Origin of the sequence: Paenibacillus sp. FSL K6-2524 (genome assembly GCF_038005525.1) — a bacterium.
Taxonomy (GTDB): domain Bacteria; phylum Bacillota; class Bacilli; order Paenibacillales; family Paenibacillaceae; genus Fontibacillus; species Fontibacillus anaericanus.
This window is the reverse complement of the sequence record NZ_JBBOSP010000001.1, coordinates 5,505,001-5,529,314: the sequence shown is the minus strand read 5'-3', so window position 1 is coordinate 5,529,314 and position 24,314 is coordinate 5,505,001. Positions and strand designations below refer to the sequence as shown.

Here is a 24,314-nt window from a genome sequence, read left to right as displayed (position 1 = left end):
GAGCTATAGTATCATGTTGAATAGTTCCGTGAAAAAGATAGCATTATTGGGAGCTACAGGGCATATAGCCAAGAATTTAATCTTAGGATTATGTAATAGCAGTCAATTTGAGCTTCATCTATTTGCTAGAACTAGGAGCAAAGTGGTTTCTTTCTTAGTGGAATTTAACATATTAAATAGTGTTAAGTTAGTAGATTTTACCGAGTTAAACCACTTCAATTATGATGTTATTATTAATTGTGTTGGTATGGGTGATCCCGATGAATTATTGAAAAACCCATTTAGAGTGTTTCAGGTTACTGAAGAGTATGATAATTTAGTGCTGAGTTACTTACAGAATTCTAATGAAACATTGTACATTAATTTAAGTAGTGGAGCAGCGTATGGGACTGATTTCTCGGAACCAGCTTCAAATTTGAAGTGGTCTAATGTAGACGTGAATAATTTAACAATAAAGGACTACTATGGAATAAGTAAGTTAAACATGGAGGCTAAACATCGTAGTTTGTCTAAAAATCACATTGTGGATCTACGTGTGTTCAGCTTCTTTAGTTGTCATATCGATCTACAATCTAGATTTTTGTTAACTGATATTATCCAATGTTTGATGACTGGAAAAATTCTGGAGACTTCTTCGGATGAGATAATTCGTGACTATGTTCATCCAAAAGATTTAGTGAACTTGGTCGAGTTATGCATAGACAAACATGTAATTAATGAAGTCTTTGACGTTTATTCTCGTAAGCCTATTTCTAAATTTGAACTTTTGGATTTTTTTATATCAAATCACGGACTAAAGATTGATATCAAGGCTAATGAAAAAGTTCACTCTGTAACGGGTTCAAAAAGTAATTATTATTCCTTAAATAGAAATGCTCAAATGATCGGATATTCACCAAAGTATAATTCGCTTCAAAGTGTAGCTGATGGATATAATTCATTGAAAATGAGGAAGTCAAATGAGTAAAATTAGTATCGTCACTCCTTGTTATAACGAGGAAGAGAATGTTGCAGAACTATATAGACAAGTGAAAGATGTAATAGAGGACTTAGGGAAATATGAATATGAACACATTTTTATAGACAATGCTTCAAAGGACAACACTGTTTCTATATTAAAAGGAATTGCAGCTAGAGATTTGAATGTTAAGATAATAGTTAATTCTAGGAACTTTGGACATATTCGTTCTCCTTACCATGCTCTGCTTCAGGCGGAAGGCGATGCCGTCATTCTAATAGTCGCAGACTTACAAGACCCACCAGGCATGATTAAAGATTTTATTGAAAAGTGGGAAGAGGGCTATAAAGTTGTTTTAGGAGTTAAAACGCAAAGTCATGAGAGTCCTGCTATGTTTGCAATTCGAAAGATGTATTATAATTTTATAAATCGAGTCTCGGACATCGAACTAACAAAGAATAATACAGGATTTGGTTTATACGATAAACAAATAATAGAGATTCTCAAAGAGATTAATGATCCTTATCCCTATTTCAGGGGCCTAATATCTGATATTGGTTTTGAAAGCTACAAGATAGAGTATGTACAGCCTGTAAGAAAAAGAGGAATCACCAAAAATAATTTTTATACTCTATATGACATGGCCATGCTTGGTATTACTAACCATTCTAAAATTCCGTTAAGACTAGCAGCTATGCTGGGATTCTTGATGTCAGCACTTAGTCTACTAGTAGCGTTAGGATATTTAGTGGCAAAACTAATCTTTTGGAACTCATTTTTATTAGGAACAGCGCCACTAATTATAGGGCTTTTTCTATTTTCTTCAGTACAATTGTTTTTTATTGGAATTATCGGAGAGTATATAGGGTCTATACATACTCAGATTCTAAAGAGGCCGCTAGTTGTTGAGAAGGAACGGATTAATTTTAGGATATCAACTAAGAACTCAGGCTCATCCGAAATTGAAAGTCATCATGTGTATAGTAATCAAATTTAATTGGTAAGGAGACATATATATATGAAAGGCATAATCCTAGCAGGCGGTACAGGCTCACGCCTTTATCCTTTAACCAAAGTTACCAATAAGCATCTTCTTCCTGTAGGTAAGTATCCAATGATTTTTCACTCTGTCTATAAACTTAAGCAAGCTGGTATTAACGATGTTCTCATTGTCACTGGTAAAGAACATATGGGGGATGTAGTTAACCTACTTGGTAGTGGTAGAGATATGGGGGTTTCCTTTACCTATAAAGTGCAAGATGAAGCAGGAGGTATAGCGCAAGCACTTGATCTAGCTGAGCAGTTTGTTGGTGATGACCAAATGGTCGTTATTTTGGGGGACAATGTATTTGAGGATGATATTTCTCCTTACGTACAAAACTTCCAACAACAACAGTCAGGAGCTAAGATCTTAATCCAGGAGGTTCAAGATCCAAAACGCTTTGGTGTGCCTGAACTTCAAGGAGACCGAATTGTTTCTATCGAAGAAAAGCCAGAACAACCTAAGTCTAGTTACGCAGTAACAGGGATTTATATGTTTGATCATAAGGTATTTGATATTGTTAAGACATTAAAACCATCTAACCGAGGCGAACTGGAAATCACAGATGTCAATAATGCATATATTAATCGTAATGAGCTTACATTTGATGTTCTTCAAGGTTGGTGGACGGATGCAGGGACACACTCTTCACTAGCACGAGCTAATGAATTGTCTCAGGAATTAGTATTTGGAGAGGCATTTGGAAAATTAAAATTATAAATATAAGGAGGAACCCTAAGTTATGAAAGTCACTCCTCTTAAGTTACAAGGTGCGGCTCTAGTAGAGCCAATTGTTCATGGAGATAGTCGTGGTTATTTCATGGAAAGTTATAATGGTGCTATATTGCAGCAACATAGAATTAGTAATGACTTTATTCAAGACAACCAATCCCTTTCTGCAGAACCCGGTGTTCTACGGGGTCTGCACTACCAACTCAATCCCAAGGCTCAAACCAAGCTAATCCGTGTGCTCTCCGGCGCAATCTACGACGTCATCGTTGATATTCGTCGCAAATCACCGACCTTTGGCCATTGGGTAGGAGTCATCTTGAGTGAACATAACCACCGTCAACTTCTTGTGCCGAAAGGCTTTGCCCATGGCTTCTGCACGTTGGTGCCAAACACCCAAGTTTTCTACAAGGTGGACGAATACTATTCACCGGAGAACGACCGTGGCATACTATGGAATGATCCTGCTTTGGGGATTGATTGGCCGATATCAAGTCCGATTCTTTCGGACAAAGATCAACGTCATCCACTGCTGAAAGATGCAGAACTGAACTTTGAGTAGGAGGAATATTTTCAAATGAAGCTTCTAGTTACCGGCGGTGCCGGATTTATAGGTAGTAATTTCATCATATATATGTTGCAGCAGCATCCAGATTATCAAATTGTAAATGTAGATGCCATGACATATGCAGGAAATCTAGAGAATCTTAAGTCAATCGAGAGTCATCCTAATTACTCCTTTGTGAAAGCAGATATTACTGATGCAAAGTTGATGGATGAGTTGATCAGCCTAGGTGTCGATGTAGTTGTTAACTTTGCAGCAGAGTCGCATGTAGACCGGAGTATTTTGGATCCAGGAGTATTTGTGAAGACAAATGTACTAGGGACACAGGTGTTGCTCGATGCTGCTAAGAAGTATGGCGTGACAAAGTTTGTACAGGTATCTACGGATGAAGTGTATGGTTCGCTAGGTGAGACGGGGCTCTTCATGGAGAGTACGCCTTTAGAGCCGAATAGTCCTTATTCCGCTAGTAAGGCAGGTGGCGATCTGTTGGTTCGTGCCTATCATGAAACGTTTGGATTGCCAGTGAACATTACTCGTTGCTCTAACAACTATGGGCCATATCAATTCCCGGAGAAGTTAATTCCATTAATTATTTCTCGGGCATTGAGCGATCAAGCCTTACCCGTGTATGGTGATGGGTTGAATATTCGTGATTGGCTATATGTAGAAGATCATTGTAGTGCGATTGACCTTGTCATTCATCAAGGACGTGTAGGTGAAGTGTACAATATTGGTGGTAACAATGAGCGGACGAATCTCCATATTGTGAAGACCATTCTACAAGAGTTGAACAAACCAGAGTCTTTAATCACATTTGTAGAGGATCGCTTAGGCCATGACCGTCGCTATGGAATCGATCCAACGAAGCTAACGCAAGAGCTAGGGTGGAAGCCTAAGCATAATTTCGAAACGGGAATCAAAGAGACAATTAAGTGGTACTTGGATAATAAAGATTGGTGGACTCGTATTCAATCGGGTGAATACCAACAATATCAGCTCCAACAATATGGAGAGCGACTTGGAAATTCACTATGAAAGCACTTGTGACTGGAGCAGCCGGACAATTAGGGAGTGACGTAGTCACTATACTACGTAACAATGGTCATGATGTGCTTGAGTGTGACCGGAATGAGATGGATATTACTGATTTGGATCAATGTAGGCAAGTGATCGGTCAATATGAACCGGATGTAATTATCCATTGTGCGGCATATACAGCGGTTGATGTGGCTGAGACAGATATAGATGGAGCGTACGCTGTGAATGCAGTGGGCACTAGAAACATTACTGTAGCCGCTGAGAGTAATGGCGCGAAATTGATCTATATCAGTACGGATTATGTATTTGATGGCACTGGTACTGAACCGTATCAAGAGTATGATAATACGAATCCTCAGACCATCTATGGAAAGTCCAAACGTGCTGGAGAGGTTTTAGTCCAGAGCCTATCTTCACGTTATTTTATTGTTAGGACGTCTTGGTTATATGGTGTTCAAGGCAATAACTTTGTCAAAACGATGCTGCGTCTAGGTCAAGAGCAGCCTTCTCTAAAAGTTGTAAATGACCAGAAGGGTTCTCCAACTTATTCGGTTGATCTGGCCAACTTCTTATTTGAGCTTATGCATACTGAAAAGTATGGTATTTACCATGTATCCAACAGTGGCTCATGTACGTGGTATGAGTTTACACAGGCTATCTTTGAAGAGGCTCGGCAGTTAGGAATCAGCATTATCGCCGAGCCAGTACCTTGCTCGACAGATGAATTCCCGCGTCCAGCGCATCGTCCAGCGAATTCAGTCATGGAGCATCTATCCATCCGAACGAATGGCTTTCAGGATCTACGTCCTTGGCGGGAAGGGCTTAAAGAGTTCTTACAGCAATGGAGTGCGACTAAGACTAAATAGATAGGTCATTGAAACCCTCGATCTTTTCTTAATTGATCGAGGGTTTTTTGTTATAATAAGAATTAATTCAATTAATGAGATGTGATATCGGAGGTATGAACCCTTGAAGAAACAAAAAATACTGGTGTTACTTTCTACATATAATGGTGAACGGTATATCTGCGAACAATTGGATAGCTTATTAGCACAAGATGGAGTAAGTTTAAGCTTGTATATTCGGGATGATGGTTCTACCGATTCAACACAAACAATGATCGAGGACTATGTACAACGTTATCCCGAAATTATTAAGTACTATCCCACAGATAATATTGGCGCAAAGGGAAGTTTCTTTGAGCTGATGGAATTAGCGTATGTAAATAAGGATGACAGTGATTATTTTGCATTCTGTGATCAAGATGATGTATGGGATAAACAGAAGTTGCTTCGAGCTCTGATTTTGTTAAATGCAGAGAATAGAACGGTACCGATAATGTATTGTTCAACCACCCAAATGGTAGATGCTGAACTTTTACCACTAAGCGTTTGGCCTATTTCTCCCAGAAAGCCTCTAACTATGTATAATGCTTTAGTAGAAAATGTCGCAGTTGGATGTACGACAGTCTTTAACAAGGAGTCAATACGATTACTTATCTCCCATCTTCCGAAGAAACAGGATCATGTAATTATGCATGACTGGTGGAGCTATTTATGTATCTCTACATTTGGAAAGGTAGTCTTTGATGAGAAACCTTTTATTAAGTATCGGCAACATAGCAGTAATGTGCTAGGAGGTAACACCGATAGCTGGGTTGGAAAATGGAAGAAGAGATTTCAACGGTTTTCTAAGGGGCAAAATCACTATATTATAAGTAATCAGGCACGTGAATTCTATTCTTGTTACAAGCATTTGCTAGAACTAAGTGACAAAAACGCAATTCAGAATTTCCTGGACTCCATCGAAAGAAATGGAATTCAAAGGTTGCTATATATACTCCGTTCTCCATTTTATAGACAATCTTCAATGGACAATCTGATCTTAAAGGTGATTTATACATTGGGAAAAGTATGAAATGCGAAGGGACTACCTTCGTTGGATAACTCCCACAACAAACACTTCCCCTATCACATTATGTTATAATGTCGATAGATTACTATATTTGTCAGGAGTGTCTGCTACATGGATTTGAGTATCTTGATTCTCAACTATAATACTTGCCGCTTGACGCTCGACTGTCTGCAATCGGTATTTGATTCTAGGACGGTCTTTAATTATGAGGTTATTGTTGTTGATAATGCATCGTCTGACGACTCGGTTGAGGTTATTGGTAAGGAGTACCCGGGAATTACGCTGATTGCGAATCGCGAGAATACCGGCTTTGCCAAAGCTAACAACCAGGCGATGGAGATAGCCAAGGGACGGTATGTACTGCTTTTGAATTCGGATACGATCGTACAACCTGATACTCTCCAAACGATGGTGTCTTATATGGACGAACATCCTGATCTTGGTGCTTCGGGTTGCAAAATAATTCTGCCTAACGGTTCGCTCGACAAAGCGTGCAGACGAGGATTTCCAACACCATCAGCATCGTTCTACTATGCCTTCGGTTTCTCCAAGTTCTTCCCGGACAATCCGAAGTTCAATCAATATCAACTGGGATACATGGACCCTAATGAGACTTACCCAATAGATTGTCTAGTTGGTGCGTTTATGATGGTCCGGCGGGAAACGATTCAGCAGGTCGGTGGACTGGATGAAACCTTCTTTATGTATGGGGAAGATATCGATTGGTGCTACCGAATCAAAGAGGCAGGTTGGGGGATTCATTATCATCCGGCTACGTACATAGTTCACTACAAAGGAGCGAGTAGTCGGCGTAAACCGCTCAAGATCATTTATGAATTCCACCGGGCAATGTGGGTATTTCATCGTAAACACTATAAACGTAAATATTCATGGATCACGAACACAGCGGTATATTCCGGTATTTCCGTGAAATTCACATTATCCTTATTGAAGAATAAATTAGCTATTCCAATGGCCAGAAGCACCCCAGCGAGGGGAGCTCAACCAGCCGATAACAAAATGGAGGTGAAACAATGATTCGTAAAAACCAGCGATTTTTGACCCAATTATATGTCCTTACTGATTTTGCGTTCATTCAAATCTCCTTCTTGTTAGCCTGGTGGCTGAAATTTGAGAGCGGATGGATCGAACATACCCCACCTTTGCCTGCAGAGACTTATTTCTTTTGGAGCTTGGTTTATGGCTTCGTTTCAGTCTTTTTAGGAACGATGATGTTGTTGTATTCACCGAAACGTAAGAAGCGTTTTGCTGATGAAATGGTAAAGATTATTCAAGTTCATTTTACGAGCTTAGTCGTATTGCTCAGCTTGATGTTTTTCTTTAAGCAGGTTGATATTTCACGTGATTATCTAGCTATGTATATGGTCGCTAATCTGATACTGATCTTGCTGTACCGGTATTTCTTGAAGATGTCATTGAAGCATTTTCGCAAAAAAGGCTACAACAAACAGTTCGTTCTCATTATTGGAGCAGGTTCACTTGGTCGTAGATTTCATGACAACTTGAGACAATACCCCGAGCTTGGATATGAGATTATCGGTTTTCTCGATGATAACCCGGAATTGGGTAGTATTGAATCAAGCAGGTATAAGCCCGTACTCGGAGCTGTAGATCAACTTGAGGAGATTCTGAAAGACAAGATGATCGACGAGGTTGTACTGGCACTTCCACTTGATGCGCATGCAAGATATTCTAAGATTATTTCTATTTGTGAAAAAATAGGGGTTCGTACCTTGATCATCCCCGACTTTTTCGACTATCTACCAGCGCGTCCTTATTTCGATAATTTCGCAGGTATGCCAATGATTAATGTGCGGGATATTCCGCTCGATCTATCAGGTAACCGGTTGGCTAAGCGATTGTTTGATATTGTGTTCTCCCTAGTAGCTATTTGTATCACATCACCGGTGTTGCTCGCGGTTGCAATAGGAGTGAAGTTGACCTCACAAGGACCAATTCTTTTCAAACAAGAGCGAGTGGGGCTCAACCGACGTTCTTTTCAAATGTATAAATTCCGCTCAATGAAGGTGCTTCCTGAGGGAACGATGGATACGGGGTGGACGACTGAGAATGATCCACGGCGCACGAAATTTGGTGTGTTCCTTCGTAAGACGAGTCTTGATGAACTGCCACAGTTCTTTAATGTTCTAGCTGGACACATGAGTGTGGTTGGCCCGCGGCCTGAACGTCCTTATTATGTCGAGCAATTCCGTGAGGAAGTGCCGAAGTATATGGTGAAGCACCATGTCAGACCGGGAATTACCGGATGGGCGCAAACGAATGGTCTACGCGGGGATACATCGATCGAGGAACGAATTAATCACGATATTTTTTACATTGAAAATTGGTCTATTCTATTTGATATCAAAATTATTTTTAAAACAGTAGTTAACGGTTTTGTAAATAAAAATGCCTATTAATATATTACGGGCCTAGGTTCTGCATGTTTTGAGCTTTGATAGATTATCGTGCCTTAGGATATAAAGAAAAGGAATGTCGAAACTCCATGAAAAAAAGAACTCTATACATCGCTATTGTAGCGGCCGTAATTTTAATATTAATTGTGGGGATTGCTACTATAATCAGACCGAAGAATAATATTGTAGCCGAAGGCTTCAAGTCACATCGAATGGTTGCCCATGCCATGGGCGGCATTCACGGACAGGCCTATACCAATACCTATGAAGCTTTTGTTGCTAACTATGAAAAAGGACTTCGTATTTTCGAAGTAGACTTACTCCTAAGTGCGGATGATGATCTCATTGCTCGTCATGAGTGGGGAAAGAGCTTTACGGCGATGATGGGCCAACAGGATGAGTTAGAGCCGGAACGTCATGATGGGGTCTTTACCACCGCTGAATTCAAAGAGGCCAAAATCATGGGGCAATACGAGCCATTGACTTGGGAAGAAATTTTGGACCTTATGGAATTTTACCCTGATGTGTATATCGTCACCGATACCAAGCAGATTAAGCCTGAAGAGATTGACCAGATCTTTGGAGATATTGTGGATAGTGCGGAGGCAAAGGATCCAGCGTTGCTTGAGCGAATTGTACCGCAAATTTACAATCAGCCGATGTGGGATCAACTCCAAGGAATTCATCCCTTTGAATCCATTATTTTTACACTCTATACGGTTCACGATACGAACGAAGAAGTGACACAGTTTGTGAAGGAGAAGGGAATCACAGCGGTTACGATGTCGGATACCCGGGCGAATAAAGAGTTGATCTCTTCACTGAATGATCTTGGAGTTCCATCCTATGTCCATACGGTGAATGACCCTAAATTAATGATGAAGCTAAAAAGAATGGGAGCCTACGGCTTTTACACCGATTTTCTAACGGAGAAAGACGTAGCACGTTCCGAATGGCTTGATTTATTGGGATTATAAAGAAGAACGAAGTTAGAAAGAACCTTGCCGATGGCAGGTTCTTTTTTGTTGGGCTCAAAGGGTAGGTGTGCGGATCTTTGTTATTGACCGACGGGGAATTAGCCTATATTATGATATGAAGTTACTAAAATTGGATAGTATGGAGGAAGGTGGATTTGGAGCTGATGCAGATGACCATTCGTGCTGAACTGGAGAACTATCTAAAGAAGAGCGGAATAACCATTAACCAGTTTGCAGAAGTTTCCGGAGTAAATTCGGGAACGATTAGTAGTATTATTAATGGAAATCGATCTATTGCAATGCAACAGCTTGATCGCATTACAGAAGGAATGGGGCTTGCTGAAGGTAGTTTCTATGAACTATATGTGGATGAGTGTTCCTATCAATCCGCTCCGAATTGGCGACGATTAGGTCCGCTAATATTTCGTTGTGCAGAATTGGACAAGCTGGATTGCATCAAGCAGGTGGTAGGAATGATGATGGATAATCTCTCCTATGCTCCCGTTTTATTCGAAACAGCAGAAACTTTATTTAAGCAAGACAAACATACCGCTGCGGCGATTCTCTATGGAAGTGTAGCTGAAAGCGAAAAGTATCAGCATTCTGAACGACTGGCTCTTTGCCAATATCGTTTGTTTAAAATTGCCCTGTGCGAGGATCAGGAGATAAATTTAAAGGCCGCTGTCCAATTTGAGAGTTTTGTAAATCGGCTTGATGAAGTGAATCAATTGGATGCTTTAAAGGATTTGGCGAATTTATATTTTTCTATACGAAAATGGAATAAAGTTGAAGGAATTGCAAAAGAGATGGAGCAAAAAGCAACCGTTCTGTTTAATTATAGACATGGAGAGAATAGAAGAAAAGATTTCTTTAAAGAACCCACCAATCCTTTGTTTGTATATATTGCGTTCCCTAACGTGTTATTTACGGGTTCATACGGGGCTCGTGGTGACTATGATCAAGCATTATATTATGCTTCCCTTTATTCTGATATGAGCTGGGTGGAAGAGAATAGTGAGGAAGCGAACCTGATAAAAAGTAAATTTGAAGTATGGTCGATAGCAAATACATACCTATATCAGCTTATGAAAGGCAAAGTTGAAGTTCTGCAGGAGTATGTAGAGTATATTGAACATCAAGAAGATGAGGTTCTCCCAGCTTTGTTCAAGATACTTCAAGCGGCTAATATTCATGGTTTCGATGTGGATGACGTTCTCTTGCGGTTTGAGAAAGTGATTTCTAAATGGCAGAAAGAGCGAAATTTTAAAACCTATATTCGCTCAGTGACTGAAGAACGGTATAATCGTTTTATTATTGAATTATCACTATATTATTTAACTAGAAAACAATATAGTGTTGGCATCAAGTTCTTGTTGGAAAGTATGGAAACTTCTTCTATAATGAGTGATGAAGGGTGTGTCATCAGATGTATTGGTTTGTTTGAGAGATTTAGGTGTGAAGCATCCTTTGAAGCTCTAGCGAAATACCAAAATTTGATAAGTGAGGTGTATCGACGTAATGATGAAAAAAATGGTTTTATTATTAGTAGTTAGCTCTCTCATTGTAATAATTCTTTCTTCTGCAGACACACTAATCAAACCTTTTATACATGGCGTTGGATTTTAATCAGACTAGTATTTAATAGCAGATTATTAAAAAGAACGCATTGATTCTCAGATTCTCAGAGAGCGTTCTTTTTTTGTGCTGTACCAAGCCGAAATAGAACGTATGTGCTATAATTTATTAGTGGAAATTTACGTATACATCCAACGATAAATACTAAGCGTTCAAACAAAACGTTGACAGTGAAACTGTGGTAACATGAATACTCCCGCCACTTGCCAATGCTGTCGCTTCGGCTGAAGAGGGGGGTTCTGATGTATCATCCCATTTATTTCAGGATGCTTAACACCAGTGGAGTTGACACGTTGATGGTATGGTTACCATCCAACCCCTCTATCCCATTCGCTCCTTTGGCGGATACGTCTGGGAATACTTTTCGCATAATATTGGCTGCGCCGTTAACATCGGCATGAATCAATCCCTTTGTGTTCTTATACAGACCGCGATACATCCGTTTACCTGAGAAGGTCCATGTACCCTCTTTGCCATAACTCGGCAACGGGTCTTGATCCAGGAAACTGGCTTTCGAGGTATATGCTTCTTCGGTCAGGATAACGACAATTCCCTGTTCTCTTGCCTTATACTCGATCATACCGATGAGCATCTGATGGGGAATATAACTGAAGGACTGATTATTTCGCCGTCCGATCCCGGGTGCTTGCTTCCATCCATCGTTATGCCCAATAACAATCGTACCGATGTTGTGCTCCACTGCCAACGTAACGATATAATGACTTACCTTGTGGAACAAGTCTTTGATCCTACGGTGGCGCTTCAGATGGAGCCGTTCTAATCGTCTGGACGTATGCGCTCCTTCGCGTGGTTTCTTGCCCTGACGAAGAATGCCGGTATAGTACGCTTTCATCTTGTTGTAATACTGATTGATCGCTTTAACGATCTTGCCCTTCACAACGATCGGTTTCGCTCCGGTGGTCGTGACGATGGTTGCAAGATTGTTGACGCCAAGATCAATCGCCAGCACGTGTTCTTGTACCTTTCTCTTCTGTTCGATCGAATAAGCGAAGATCAATTCAACCACATATTGTCCATGGCTTGGGACGACACGTACTTGCTTCAGTTGTCCGTCGGTACAGCCCAGCTTGCCGATGTTCAGTTGTAGTTTGGACTTTGGAAACTTGAGAAATTTCCGTTCTTTGATCACACAATCTTGATTGGAGAAAATGGCTTCCTTCACCCTGTTCCGAGCGTAGCCTGGAATATTCGGTTTACCGTTGTACTTCTCGGGGTGCTGGCGGTAATCCTTGATGCTGGCAAAGAAGGCATTCCAATTGTGGAACACCACTTTCATGATTCCCTGACTACTCTGCGTTGGGAGCGCCCTATAATTGACTTGATTCATCACCTTGAACAAAGCGTCCAAGAAGTTATAATGAATAAAGGGACTTTCTTGCGATGGTAGCTTGAACGGAAGGGAACGGTTCCTTTCACTTCGTCGTTCATTCATGAGGTCAATATGTGACGCCAGCGTCTCCAGAACTTGCTGTTGCAACGGCTGAAGTGGCTCATTCTTCCCAAAGGCAGTAACGATCTGCCTTATGTAAAAGTTGGTCGTGTTATACAGGATCTTGGCATCCTGGCATACTTGATCGAGGTACGAAAACAAGCGATGGCCTGGCTTAATCCATACTTGATGGGTTCTGTACATTGTATTTGAATCTGACAAAACTTCACCCCCTTCCAGTCGCGAAATACGAATGTATGTTCCATTTAAATTATACCTCTTAAGATTTAGGAAGGGAAGAATATCTTGTGGAATTATTCAGGAGGTCGCCGATTCACCTCGCCACTTATAGAAGTTGAAGTACTCTCGGAGAAAATTGATAGATTATACTTTGGTGACATTATCTGATCTTTTTTTTGTTGATATTAATGTTGAAGAACCTTGGAAATGGACCTGTTGGGGGAATAATTATTGAAGCAAATGATGCAATCTTGGCAACATGTATTTAAATTGGACCCAGATCGTGAACTTAGTGATGAGGCGCTACAAGCCATTTGTATGTCTCATACGGATGCCATAATGATAGGTGGATCCAGCGGGGTAACCTATGAGAACACCGACCATCTACTGTCACGAGTGCGTCAGTTTGATGTGCCTTGTGTTTTGGAGATTTCCGATTTGGAGGCTGTAGTACCTGGTTTTGATTTGTATATGATACCTATGGTACTTAACACACAGCAAACCAACTGGATCATTGGTCATCATGTCCAGGCTGTTGAACAATACGGTTATCTTATTCCTTGGGACAAGCTAATCGTTGAAGGATACATTATTCTTAATCCAGATTGCACCGCTGCAAAAGTAACTGGGGCCGTAGCCTCATTAACTACCTTCGAAGCTGCCGCATATGCACAAGTTGCCGACAAAATGTTGCAATTACCCATCGTTTATCTTGAATACAGTGGTACATTCGGCGACATGGAACTCGTATCCGACGTGCGTCGCAAGCTTGATGGTCCCCGCCTCTTTTACGGTGGCGGTATCATTGATGCCGATACAGCCCGCCTTGCCTCCGCCGTATGCGACACCATTGTCGTAGGTAATGCAATATATAACAATCTTGAACAAGCATTGACCACCGTGTCTGCAGTCAAGCTCAAGTAGCTAATCACTACACTGAGAGCTAGCGCATCCCAAAGGGACAGCGATTCCTAGCACATAGTATCAGTTAGCCGCCAAAATGGTGTTGTCTAATTGGCGCCTCCCCCAAAGGGGATAGCAATTCTTAGCAGGAGTGCCATAGTAAAGCGTGCCCGTAGGGAGATAAGCGGCTCATCGTACACTACTCTCCGGGTGCGCCAACCGTAGAAGTCTTGAGCAACATGTTTACCCTGGTCACCCGGGCCCTCCAAAAGTAAGACGTACCCGAAGGGAGAAAATCGTTCCTATCACCACACTTAGCGTATCCCCGCAGGGGACAGCGAGCAGGAGCGCCTCTGTTCCTCCAACGTTACCCAGGCGGGTATCCAAAGGGCAGCAGCCCTTGGGGTCCCCCTTCGGAAGGGGGATTTAGGGGGATCGTTATCAAAATTCGAAAGGAGCATATACCTATGCAACCTGTTAATATACAAGAGGCGATAAACGGCCTCAACCCGGAGCAGCGTAAGGCTGCCCTGGCAACGGAAGGCCCGCTGCTCATCATGGCTGGCGCGGGGAGTGGTAAGACACGCGTGCTAACGCACCGCATTGCTCACCTAATTAGTACCCGTAAAGCTCCGCCATGGGCGATTCTTGCCATTACTTTTACCAACAAAGCAGCACGCGAAATGCAGGAGCGTGTATCCCGTATTATTGGAACCGAAGGGAGGGACGTTTGGGTATCCACGTTTCACTCCATGTGCGTTCGTATCTTGCGGAAGGATATTGAGCGGATCGGCTTTACCCCGAACTTTTCTATTCTCGATTCTACTGATCAGCTTTCGGTTATTCGCGGTTGTATGAAAGATCTTAACGTCGATACGAAGAAATTTGAGCCCAAAGCAGTTCAAGCGATCATCAGTTCAGCGAAGAATGAACTTACGACGCCTCAGCAGTTTGAGCTGAAAGTTGGCGATTATTTCGAAGGCATTGCAGCCAAAGTGTACACGATGTACCAGAAAAGACTTCGTAGCAACAACTCGCTTGATTTTGATGATCTCATCATGAAGACGATTCAGCTATTCCAAGACGTTCCTGAAGTGCTTGAATTCTATCAGAAGAAATTTCAATACATCCATGTCGATGAATATCAGGATACCAACCGTGCACAGTATATGCTCTGCAAGATGTTAGCCGATAAACATCACCGTATCTGTGTAGTAGGGGACAGTGATCAGTCCATCTATCGCTGGCGTGGTGCTGATATTAGCAATATTCTTAATTTTGAAGAGGATTACCCAGAAGCAACGACTATCTTATTGGAGCAGAACTATCGCTCTACATCAACGATCCTAAATGCGGCTAACGAAGTGATTCGCCGAAATACGGGACGTAAGCCGAAGAAATTGTGGACAGACAAAGCGGAAGGCGACAAGATCAAAGTGTACCGTGCAGATTCGGAACATGCCGAGGGATACTTTGTTACTTCAGAAATCCAAAAGGATATCAAAGAAGGGAAGCTATACAGCGAGCACGCTATTTTGTACCGTACGAATGCTCAATCCCGGGTTATAGAGGAAATTCTCATCAAATCAGATATTCCTTATCAAATTGTTGGCGGGATTAAGTTCTATGATCGTAAAGAGATCAAGGATCTATTAGCTTATTTGAAGCTTCTATCTAATCCAGATGATGATATCAGCTTGACGCGGATTATTAACGTACCAAAACGAGGCATAGGTGATACAACGGTTGCCAAACTCGCAGCTGCTGCAGCGGAGCGTGGAACGTCCATTTTCCGTGTGTTGCACACAGTTGATGATCTCGGATTCGCAGGTCGCACACGCAATATGCTGGTTGAATTTTACGATATGATTCTGGGACTACACCGCATGGTGGAGTACCTGACGGTAACCGAATTAACTGAGAAAATTCTAGAGATGAGTCAATACCGTCTAGAGCTACAAAATGAAAAGACACTTGAGTCTCGTTCCAGATTAGAGAATATTGACGAGTTCCTGTCTGTAACGATGGAATTCGAGAAGAATAGTGAAGATAAATCTTTGGTGTCCTTCCTGACGGATCTGGCATTGATCGCTGATATCGATAGTATGAATGATAAGGAAGAAGAGAAACCTGGTGATGCAGTTGTACTTATGACGATGCATAGTGCCAAAGGTTTGGAATTCCCAGTTGTCTTTATCGTCGGTATGGAAGAAGGGGTCTTCCCGCATAGCCGTGCATTTCTCGACAATGAGGAGCTTGAAGAGGAACGTCGATTGGCCTACGTTGGGATTACACGCGCTGAGGAAAAGTTGTTCCTCTCCTGCGCACAAATGCGTACTCTATATGGACGTACAACAGCGAATGCCCCATCTCGCTTTCTTGCAGAGATTCCTGATGAATTGAAGGAAGATACGGAAATGGAACGCGATCGTTATGGTCGTGGAGCCAGTGTCGGCGGGGCGTATAGTGGACGTGGTTTTGGAAGCGGTGGGGGTGGCAACTTTGGTCAACGTTCGGCTGAAAGTCCGGCGAAGCGAACTGCCGCTCCTTCCGCTGGGCGCGTAACAATGACAACCGGTATGCCGGGGGCTCCAGCCGCTAAATCGACCGGAGCTGTTGGTGAGTATAATGCCGGAGACAAGGTGTCTCATGGTAAATGGGGCATTGGTACGATCGTCTCGATCAAGGGTACGGGGAATGATATGGAACTACAGATCGCTTTCCCTGCACCTGTGGGTGTTAAGCGTCTATTGGCTGGTTTTGCACCTATTACCAAGGTGGAAGGTTAATCCTAACAAAGTAAACGGAAGAGACCCCGGTAACGGTGGTCCCCTCCGTTTCTATACATATAAGGAGGGTTGTCCCTAGATGGATGTCAATCAGAGAATGGAACGGCTCGTCGAGCAATTAAATCAATACAACTATCATTACTATACTCTGGATCAGCCGTTGGTTAGTGACAAGGAATATGACGTTTTGTACGATGAATTGACCCTACTTGAGACGGAGACAGGGATTATTCTTCCGGATTCACCTACAGGCAGAGTTGGAGGGGATTTACTTAAAGGTTTCAAACCACATCGTCATCTATCGTCTCTTTGGAGTCTCGACAAAGCGCAGAATGAGGAACACCTCTTAAGCTGGAACAATCGGGTTCTGAAATTGATTGCGGACTACAATGGCAAAAATCTAGATACCCCACTACCCGCTCCCACCTATGTCGTTGAACTGAAGTTTGATGGACTGACATTGAATTTGACCTATAGTGATGGACAGTTGGTACAAGCGGCGACTCGGGGGAATGGTGTCGTAGGTGAAGGGATTCTTGCTCAAGTGAAGACAATCAGATCTGTCCCATTGAGCATTCCGTACCGCGAGGGAACGATTGAAGTACAGGGCGAAGGGATTATGAATTTATCCGTCCTAGCGAAGTACAATGAGACTGCCACTGAACCGCTCAAGAATGCCCGGAATGCGGCGGCAGGAGCCCTACGTAATTTGAATCCACGGACAACGGCAGAGCGTAAACTTAACGCTTTTTTCTATAACGTGGGTTATTCCGATGATATTTCGTTCGCGGATCACCGTGAAATGATGGAGTTTCTAAAAGATAACCGATTTAAAGTAAATCCATATGTATCTTATTTTGATAGTTTTGATGAGGTTATGCAGGAACTGCATTCTATTTCGGAAACCAGGGCATCACTCGATTATCTGATCGATGGAGCTGTTATCAAGATTACAGATTTGCGTACGCGTGAAGCGCTTGGTTATACGGATAAGTTTCCTCGGTGGGCTGTAGCATACAAGTTTGAAGCAGAAGAGACAACCACCGTGCTAGAGTCGGTCACTTGGAATGTGGGACGTACCGGCAAAATAACCCCACTCGCCAAAGTCGAAGCCGTTGAGCTAGCAGGCGTTACCGTTCAAAATTGTACTTTGAATAATGCTGGCGATATCGAACGTAAAAACTTAAAGTTTGCGCTCGGTTCCCGCGTCTTCATTCGTCGGTCTAACGACGTCATACCAGAAATACTTGGTAAGGTGACGGATGAACAGGATGGCGAGGAAATTATCGTTCCGGAAAATTGCCCTTCTTGTGGGTTTCCGTTGGAGCAGCGCGGAGCGCATCTGTTCTGCAACAACCGTCTTGAGTGCAAACCCCAGACTGTGGCCCGGATTACACATTTTGCCTCACGGGATGCAATGGATATCGAGACGTTCAGCGATAAGACAGCCGAACAGCTATATGATGAAGTGAATGTCCGTGAACCAGCGGATCTATATACGCTGACTTATGATGACCTGATCGGGCTAGAGCGATTCGGTGAGAAGAAGGCGAACAACTTACTTGACGCCATTCAGCAGAGCAAAGGACGAGATTTGGCATCTTTCTTGTTCGCTCTCGGCATTCCTAATACGGGTAAATCGACAACTAAAGTGCTCGCTGAACATTTCCGTGATCTAAGTGCAGTCATGTCGGCGACTGTAGAAGAACTAACCGTTCTACCGGACATCGGTGGCATTGTCGCTGAGAGTATCGTGTCCTTCTTCGCAGATCCGTTCATGGTAGCTAGTATCCAGAAAATGCTTGATCTTGGTGTAGAAGCTAAAGCCCCAGAGAAGCCAAAGGCGCCGGTAACAGATTCCTTCTTCTCGGGTAAGACAGTTGTATTAACCGGTTCATTACAGATGCTTAGTCGTGAAGAAGCGACGGAACGCTTAGAAGCACTAGGCGCTAAGGTCACAGGCAGCGTATCGAAGAAGACGGACCTTGTGATTGCCGGTGAGAAAGCGGGTAGTAAACTTGCAAAGGCGCGAGAACTTGGTATTCCGGTGATGGAGAATGAAGAAGAGTGGATTAAATTGCTTGATGGAGAAAATATATAAAAAATTAAGTTTCCTCATATGACTAAACTGAAGTTCCCTAACTTTCTGGAAAATGAAAAAATTCTTAAAGAATAGCTGGCATGGGTAATTAACCTTGCCAGCTTTATTAGTTTCAAACTAGTAAGTTAGTATGTAATACTCCTTTATAACTCGGTGTAAAGATATAATTACGGAGTGTTACCGTTTGAATAATAATTGTTGTATCAAGGTTTAAGTATTATTATTTAATGAACTATTTGGTTGTTGTGTCTTTTTTGTGGATTTATTTTAAATAATAGTATTTTTTTGAAATTCGGACATTGATTTTAAAAACTAGGAGTTGTACTATTAAATTGTAAATATAATACATTTAAGGAGATGGTATATTTGAAGAAAATTTTTACTATGTTATTTTCATCGGTGTTATTGTTAACAGTTATGGTTACTGGGGTGTCAGCGTCTGAAAGTAAAAGTAATATTTCTACTAATGTAACAACTCGTGATGCACAACGAATACCAATGTCAGTTAATCGTACTTGGGAAGGGCAACTTCCAGCAGGGACGGGGTTCTACTATTACGTTGGTCTTGGTGGTAGTGTTACTGTGACGTCTAGTGGGTATGCGAAGGCAGTAGGATTTGGTATTACGACAGTGATCGTAGAATATGCTGGTACAGTTGTGCTTATTTATGATATAAATGTTAACTCCATATAGTATTAAAGCTATTTCATAATAGTTATTTATAATAGGCAATTTTGGAGTAGGCTTAATAAGTACAGCATAAGGCGGTCATTCCTCGATATGTAATCGAGAATTGATCGTCATTTTTTTAGGAGTTATATCTATCAGTGATCAATTTACTAGTTTTTTGCTAGACATAGAATTTTCTTTACTTTTTCAGATTCAGCTTATCGAAAGGGTATTTCAGAATGTTTTTTTGTGGTCTGTTGGTAGAATGAAACTTTAAACCTAATAAAGAAGCGTTGAAAGGGAATCTACGATTAAAATCGTAAATTTATTTGAGTAATTATTTCTACTCGCAGTATTGGAATTAATCGCTACATAAAAGGTATGATACAGCATTTAATGATTTTATTGAAAAGGAACCACCGTATATGTTTTGGCTCGACACCAGTAAATGAGAAACCTCCGATTCTGGGAGGGATGAAACTGAATTCGTTGATTGCACGTGAATACAATACGGAGAGAATTTATCTTGAATTAGTAGATTTGTTAAAAGAAAGGGACCTGCAAGCTTAAGGAATGGCTTTTTCATTTAACATGATCCATTATAGTGCTGATTCGTTTAAAAAATATGGCGTTGAGCTTCCTTTCGATGGGATGACCTAGAATGTAGAATGTTTTATTTGTAAATTGCTGTAACTATTATGTTGTAGTAACGTTACTATATTAGGAGAATGATTTAAAAAAATAATTGGGGGTTAAGATGAGGATGAAATTCGTACATAAGGCGGCTCTTTTTGCTATGAGTTGTCTGTTGGTAGTGGGTTGTAGCGCAGGATCAGGGAAAGAAACCGTTAAAGAAACATCTAGTCTTAAAGTTATGTTTTATAGTGAAGATTGGTTTTATCAACAATATGGTGACTTGTTCGCTATGAAACATCCTGAGGTTGAAATTGAAGTGGTCAGCCAGCAATCGATTTATAATGGTCAGAATACCGACTATGTTCAGGCCTTTAAGGATCTTGTGGAAAAGGAACAGCCGGATATATTAATGCTCGACAACAGCAATTACGGAACCTTTGCTTCCGATGGCAAACTAATGGAATTGGATACATTGATTGCGCGTGATAAATATCCTACAGAGACGATTTACCCCGGTTTGATGGATCTATTAAAGGAGGAGGGTGGGGGTAAGTTGTACGGCCTATCACCTTCTTTTAGCGGAACCGCTATTTTCTATAATGCAGATTTGTTTAACAAATATGGAGTTGAACTTCCGCATGATGGGATGACTTGGCAGGAAATTATGGATACCGCTCGTCGTTTCCCAACGGATGGGGATGAGAAGACTCGGGTATACGGATACGGTATGGAGTGGTCCATGTCAGTAAGTAATATGGCTGACTCTATTGCTAGTACTGAAGGTTTGAGATATATCAATCCAGACACGATGAAAATAACCCTTAATACGGATTCATGGAAGAAAGTGTACCAACTAGCTATAGATGCGTTGGATTCTAGTGCGATTTACGTACCCAAAGATGGTGGGTTTGGCGGTGGGACAATGGAAGAGTATTACGAAAGCCAATTGTTCGTTATGGGACGTATGGCTATGACAATAGGCCGCCCATATAACCTGCAAAATATCAAACAAGCTCGTGAATCGCTGAAAGACTATAAATCGTTTGAGCTTGGAATGGCAGCTGGTCCGGTTAATCCAGCAGAACCAGATACGACTAGAGATGTTTCTTTTAATTCAATTTTTGCGATCCGGGCGAACTCACCCAATGCGGACGCTGCATGGGAATTTATGAAGTTTATTAACGGTGATGAATATGCCAAGATTAAGTCAAGAAGCATGAATAATGAGCTTATGTCGCGCATGGGATATAGTAAGGAATATGATGGACACAATCTAGAGACATTCTATAAGTTGAAGCCTTCAGCAAGCAATAGCTACTCAGGAATGGAGAAGATCCCTTCCGAATTTTACGGACAGTATCAGCCGATCGTGGATAGAGAGTTGGCTTTAGTTAAGGATAAGACGAAATCTATAAGTGAAGCGCTAGCGACTATTGAGGCTGAAGGTCAAGTGGTGCTCGATAAAGCAGTAAAGGACGCAGAAGCCAAGAAGAATAACCCTGCCGAGGATAAAGATAGTGGTGAGGTAGGAGCAGATACAGGGGAAGTCAGTTCTGGAACCGTAACAATAACAAATTAGAAGTCTATTATACAAAAAGAAGGTTAACTCTCTTATAGTTATGGAGGGTTAACCTTTTTGTTTTCCATCAGTTTACTATGGGAATAAGTAGAGTAGACCAATTGTGAATTTCTGTAACTTTTATGCTGTATATACGTTCCTTTATTAAATTAGGGAGAAAAATGATGCGGAGGTTAAGATGAGGATGAAATTCGTACATAAGGCGGCTCTTTTTGCTATGAGTTGCCTACTAGTGGTAGGTTGTAGCGCAGGACCAGGGAAAGAAACGGTTAAAGAAAAGTCTAGTCTTAAAGTAATGTTCTATAGTGAAGATTGGTTTTATCAACAGTATGGTGACTTGTTCGCTATGAAACATCCTGAAATTGAAATTGAAGTGGTCAGTCAGCAATCGATATATAGTGGTGAGAACACCGACTCTGTTCAGGCTTTTAAGGATCTTGTAGAAAAGGAACAGCCAGATATATTAATGCTCGATACTAGTAACTATGAGACTTTCGCTTCTGACGGAAAATTGATGGAATTGGATCCATTGATTGCTCGTGATAAATATCCTACAGAGACGATTTACCCCGGTTTGATGGATTTGTTGAAAGAGAAGGGCGGAGGCAAGTTATACGGTCTGTCACCTACTTTTAGCGGAACCGCTATTTTTTATAATGCAGATTTGTTTAACAAATATGGAGTTGAACTTCCACATGATGGGATGACTTGGCAGGAAATTATGGATACCGCTCGCCGTTTCCCAACGGATGGTGATGAGAAGACTCGGGTATACGGATACGGTATGGAGTGGTCCATGTCATTAAGTAATATGGCTGACTCCATTGCCAGTACTGAAGGCTTGAGATCGATCAATCCAGACACGATGAAAATAACGCTTAATACGGATTCGTGGAAGAAGGCATATAAACTAGCCATCGATGCATTGGATTCTAATGCGATATACACGCCCAAAGATGGTGGGTTTAGAGGTGGGTCCATGGAAGAGTACTACCAAAGCCAATTGTTCGTTATGGGACGTATGGCTATGACAATAGGCCGCCCAGATAACCTTCAAATTTTAAAACAAGCTCGTGAATCGATGAAAGACTATAAACCGTTTGAGCTTGGAATGGTAGCAGGTCCAGTGAATCCGGCAGAACCCGACACGACCCGGGATGTATACTTTGGCCAAATTTTTGGGATCCGAGCGAACTCACCCAATGCAGATGCTGCATGGGAATTCATGAAGTTTATTAACGGTGATGAATATGCCAAGATTAAGTCAAGAAGCATGAATAATGAGCTTATGTCGCGCATGGGTTACAGTAAGGAATACGATGGTCACAACCTTGATGTGTTCTATAAGCTGAAGCCTTCACCAAGCAATAGCTATTCAGGGATGGAGAAGATTCCTTCCGAGTTTTACGGACAGTATCAGCCGATCGTGGATAGAGAGTTGGCTTTAGTTAAGGATAAGACGAAATCTATAAGTGAAGCGCTAGCGACTATTGAGGCTGAAGGTCAAGTGGTGCTCGATAAAGCAGTAAAGGACGCAGAAGCCAAGAAGAATAACCCTGCCGAGGATAAAGATAGTGGTGAGGTAGGAGCAGATACAGGGGAAGTCAGTTCTGGAACCGTAACAATAACAAATTAGAAGTCTATTATACAAAAAGAAGGTTAACTCTCTTATAGTTGTGAGGGTTAACCTTCTTTTTATTGTAATATTCCTAAATAATCCTTTACTGGTACACAGTGTAACTATATTTTTGAGTTGTTCGTTCTTTTTTTAGAATGAAATAAAGGACGTGCTAATAATGAAAGTTAAATTCATACATAAAGTACTTTTGTTTGTTATGGGGTATCTCTTAATAGTTGGTTGTACAAATGTAGAGCAAGTAAAGGAGAAAACCTCGAAGATTAAGATTATGTATAACTGGAGTGAAAGCTCTTTTTATATGCAGTATGGAGATATGTTTGCCATGAAGTATCCGAACATCGAAGTTGAGGTTGTTAGTTCGCAAGAGTTGCGTTTAAACACGGGGACCGAGGATTACTATACAGCAATGAACAAGTTTATTGAGAAAGAACAACCAGATGTGCTTATTCTAGACAATTCATCATATGAAGGACTTGCGTCTAGAGGGATGCTTCTTGAAATCGATCCTCTTATTCAACGCGATAATTATGATACTCAGGGGATATATTCTGCTGTACTGGATATTTTGAAGGAAAAAGGTACGGGTAAGCTTTACGGTCTTAGCCCTAATTTCGAGACTTCTGCAGTGTATTATAACGTAGATCTATTTAATAAATACGGTATCGAGCTTCCACATGACGGGATGAGTTGGCAAGAAATCATGGATTTAGCTAGACTCTTTCCAACAGATGGTGGAGAGGAGAACCGTATATATGGTTTCAGTATAGGGAATTCGCCTCTATCCGTTTCTCATCTTGCTGCATTCATATTCGCTGAAACTCAAGGTTTAAAACCGCTGAATAAGAGTGCCATGAAAGTTACGATGGATACTAAACCGTGGAAACAACTGTTTCAAATCGCTTTAGATGCTAAAAAGTCAGGTGCTCTTTACGAACCCTCGGTCGGCTCATTAGGTGGATCTATCGTGAGCAGTCCATTTTTTATGGGGCGTGTAGCGATAACAACGGGCGGA

20 protein-coding genes (1 of these 20 running past the window's edge) are annotated in these 24,314 nt (G+C 41.5%); 19 read left to right on the top strand and 1 reads right to left on the bottom strand.

Features of this window, described 5'->3' with window-relative positions:
• Positions 1-13: 13 nt before the first annotated feature.
• From NST85_RS25845 to NST85_RS25795, 11 genes are all read left to right on the top strand, one after another.
• Positions 14-967, top strand: a complete 954-nt coding sequence (locus NST85_RS25845; protein WP_341190777.1) for an NAD-dependent epimerase/dehydratase family protein — start codon at positions 14-16, stop codon at positions 965-967.
• Positions 960-1,955 (top strand): glycosyltransferase, encoded by a 996-nt coding sequence (locus tag NST85_RS25840; RefSeq protein WP_341190776.1) that lies wholly within the window; start codon positions 960-962, stop codon positions 1,953-1,955. Before NST85_RS25845 ends, NST85_RS25840 begins: the two co-directional genes overlap by 8 nt.
• Before the next feature lie 21 nt (positions 1,956-1,976).
• Positions 1,977-2,720 (top strand): sugar phosphate nucleotidyltransferase, encoded by a 744-nt coding sequence (locus NST85_RS25835; protein WP_341190775.1) that lies wholly within the window; start codon positions 1,977-1,979, stop codon positions 2,718-2,720.
• 22 nt (positions 2,721-2,742) lie between these two features.
• On the top strand, positions 2,743-3,291 hold the full coding sequence (gene rfbC, locus NST85_RS25830; protein WP_341190774.1) for a dTDP-4-dehydrorhamnose 3,5-epimerase: 549 nt from the start codon (positions 2,743-2,745) through the stop codon (positions 3,289-3,291).
• Between the two features lie 15 nt (positions 3,292-3,306).
• A complete protein-coding gene (gene rfbB, locus NST85_RS25825) occupies positions 3,307-4,329 on the top strand; it encodes a dTDP-glucose 4,6-dehydratase (protein WP_341190773.1) in 1,023 nt (340 codons plus the stop codon).
• A complete protein-coding gene (gene rfbD, locus NST85_RS25820; RefSeq protein WP_341190772.1) occupies positions 4,326-5,198 on the top strand; it encodes a dTDP-4-dehydrorhamnose reductase in 873 nt (290 codons plus the stop codon). Before rfbB ends, rfbD begins: the two co-directional genes overlap by 4 nt.
• A gap of 103 nt (positions 5,199-5,301) precedes the next feature.
• Complete coding sequence (locus tag NST85_RS25815; protein WP_341190771.1) at positions 5,302-6,249, top strand: glycosyltransferase family 2 protein; 948 nt, start codon at positions 5,302-5,304, stop codon at positions 6,247-6,249.
• A 108-nt stretch (positions 6,250-6,357) separates the two neighbouring features.
• Entirely contained in the window at positions 6,358-7,284 is a 927-nt protein-coding gene (locus NST85_RS25810) for a glycosyltransferase family 2 protein (protein WP_341190770.1), read from the top strand.
• A complete protein-coding gene (locus NST85_RS25805) occupies positions 7,281-8,687 on the top strand; it encodes an undecaprenyl-phosphate glucose phosphotransferase (protein WP_341190769.1) in 1,407 nt (468 codons plus the stop codon). The genes NST85_RS25810 and NST85_RS25805 overlap by 4 nt, the downstream gene beginning before the upstream one ends.
• Positions 8,688-8,773: 86 nt before the next feature.
• Positions 8,774-9,661: a phosphatidylinositol-specific phospholipase C/glycerophosphodiester phosphodiesterase family protein gene (locus NST85_RS25800; RefSeq protein ID WP_341190768.1), complete on the top strand. Its 888-nt coding sequence runs from the start codon at positions 8,774-8,776 to the stop codon at positions 9,659-9,661.
• Between the two features lie 164 nt (positions 9,662-9,825).
• The gene (locus NST85_RS25795) at positions 9,826-11,214 is read left to right on the top strand and encodes a helix-turn-helix domain-containing protein (protein WP_341191170.1); all 1,389 of its coding nucleotides are present in this window, start codon (positions 9,826-9,828) and stop codon (positions 11,212-11,214) included.
• Between the two features lie 338 nt (positions 11,215-11,552).
• Here the strand turns inward: NST85_RS25795 and NST85_RS25790 are convergent, their stop codons facing one another.
• The gene (locus NST85_RS25790; protein WP_341191169.1) at positions 11,553-12,950 is read right to left on the bottom strand and encodes an RNA-guided endonuclease InsQ/TnpB family protein; all 1,398 of its coding nucleotides are present in this window, start codon (positions 12,948-12,950) and stop codon (positions 11,553-11,555) included.
• 276 nt (positions 12,951-13,226) lie between these two features.
• Between NST85_RS25790 and NST85_RS25785 the strand changes: the two genes are divergently transcribed.
• From NST85_RS25785 to NST85_RS25750, 8 genes are all read left to right on the top strand, one after another.
• Positions 13,227-13,910, top strand: a complete 684-nt coding sequence (locus NST85_RS25785) for a heptaprenylglyceryl phosphate synthase (RefSeq protein WP_445671190.1) — start codon at positions 13,227-13,229, stop codon at positions 13,908-13,910.
• Between the two features lie 446 nt (positions 13,911-14,356).
• Positions 14,357-16,678: a DNA helicase PcrA gene (pcrA, locus tag NST85_RS25780; RefSeq protein WP_341190766.1), complete on the top strand. Its 2,322-nt coding sequence runs from the start codon at positions 14,357-14,359 to the stop codon at positions 16,676-16,678.
• A 79-nt stretch (positions 16,679-16,757) separates the two neighbouring features.
• Positions 16,758-18,779: an NAD-dependent DNA ligase LigA gene (ligA, locus tag NST85_RS25775; protein WP_341190765.1), complete on the top strand. Its 2,022-nt coding sequence runs from the start codon at positions 16,758-16,760 to the stop codon at positions 18,777-18,779.
• A 366-nt stretch (positions 18,780-19,145) separates the two neighbouring features.
• Positions 19,146-19,472, top strand: a complete 327-nt coding sequence (locus tag NST85_RS25770) for a hypothetical protein (RefSeq protein ID WP_127195178.1) — start codon at positions 19,146-19,148, stop codon at positions 19,470-19,472.
• A gap of 357 nt (positions 19,473-19,829) precedes the next feature.
• Entirely contained in the window at positions 19,830-20,018 is a 189-nt protein-coding gene (locus NST85_RS25765; protein ID WP_341190764.1) for a hypothetical protein, read from the top strand.
• Positions 20,019-20,211: 193 nt separating this feature from the next.
• Positions 20,212-21,663 (top strand): ABC transporter substrate-binding protein, encoded by a 1,452-nt coding sequence (locus NST85_RS25760; RefSeq protein WP_246054452.1) that lies wholly within the window; start codon positions 20,212-20,214, stop codon positions 21,661-21,663.
• A gap of 184 nt (positions 21,664-21,847) precedes the next feature.
• Positions 21,848-23,299, top strand: a complete 1,452-nt coding sequence (locus tag NST85_RS25755; protein WP_341190763.1) for an ABC transporter substrate-binding protein — start codon at positions 21,848-21,850, stop codon at positions 23,297-23,299.
• A 160-nt stretch (positions 23,300-23,459) separates the two neighbouring features.
• Positions 23,460-24,314, top strand: the 5' portion of a protein-coding gene (locus NST85_RS25750; protein ID WP_341190762.1) for an ABC transporter substrate-binding protein. It continues 507 nt past the right edge of the window; the window shows 855 of its 1,362 coding nt (coding positions 1-855); it begins with the start codon at positions 23,460-23,462; the stop codon falls past the right edge of the window.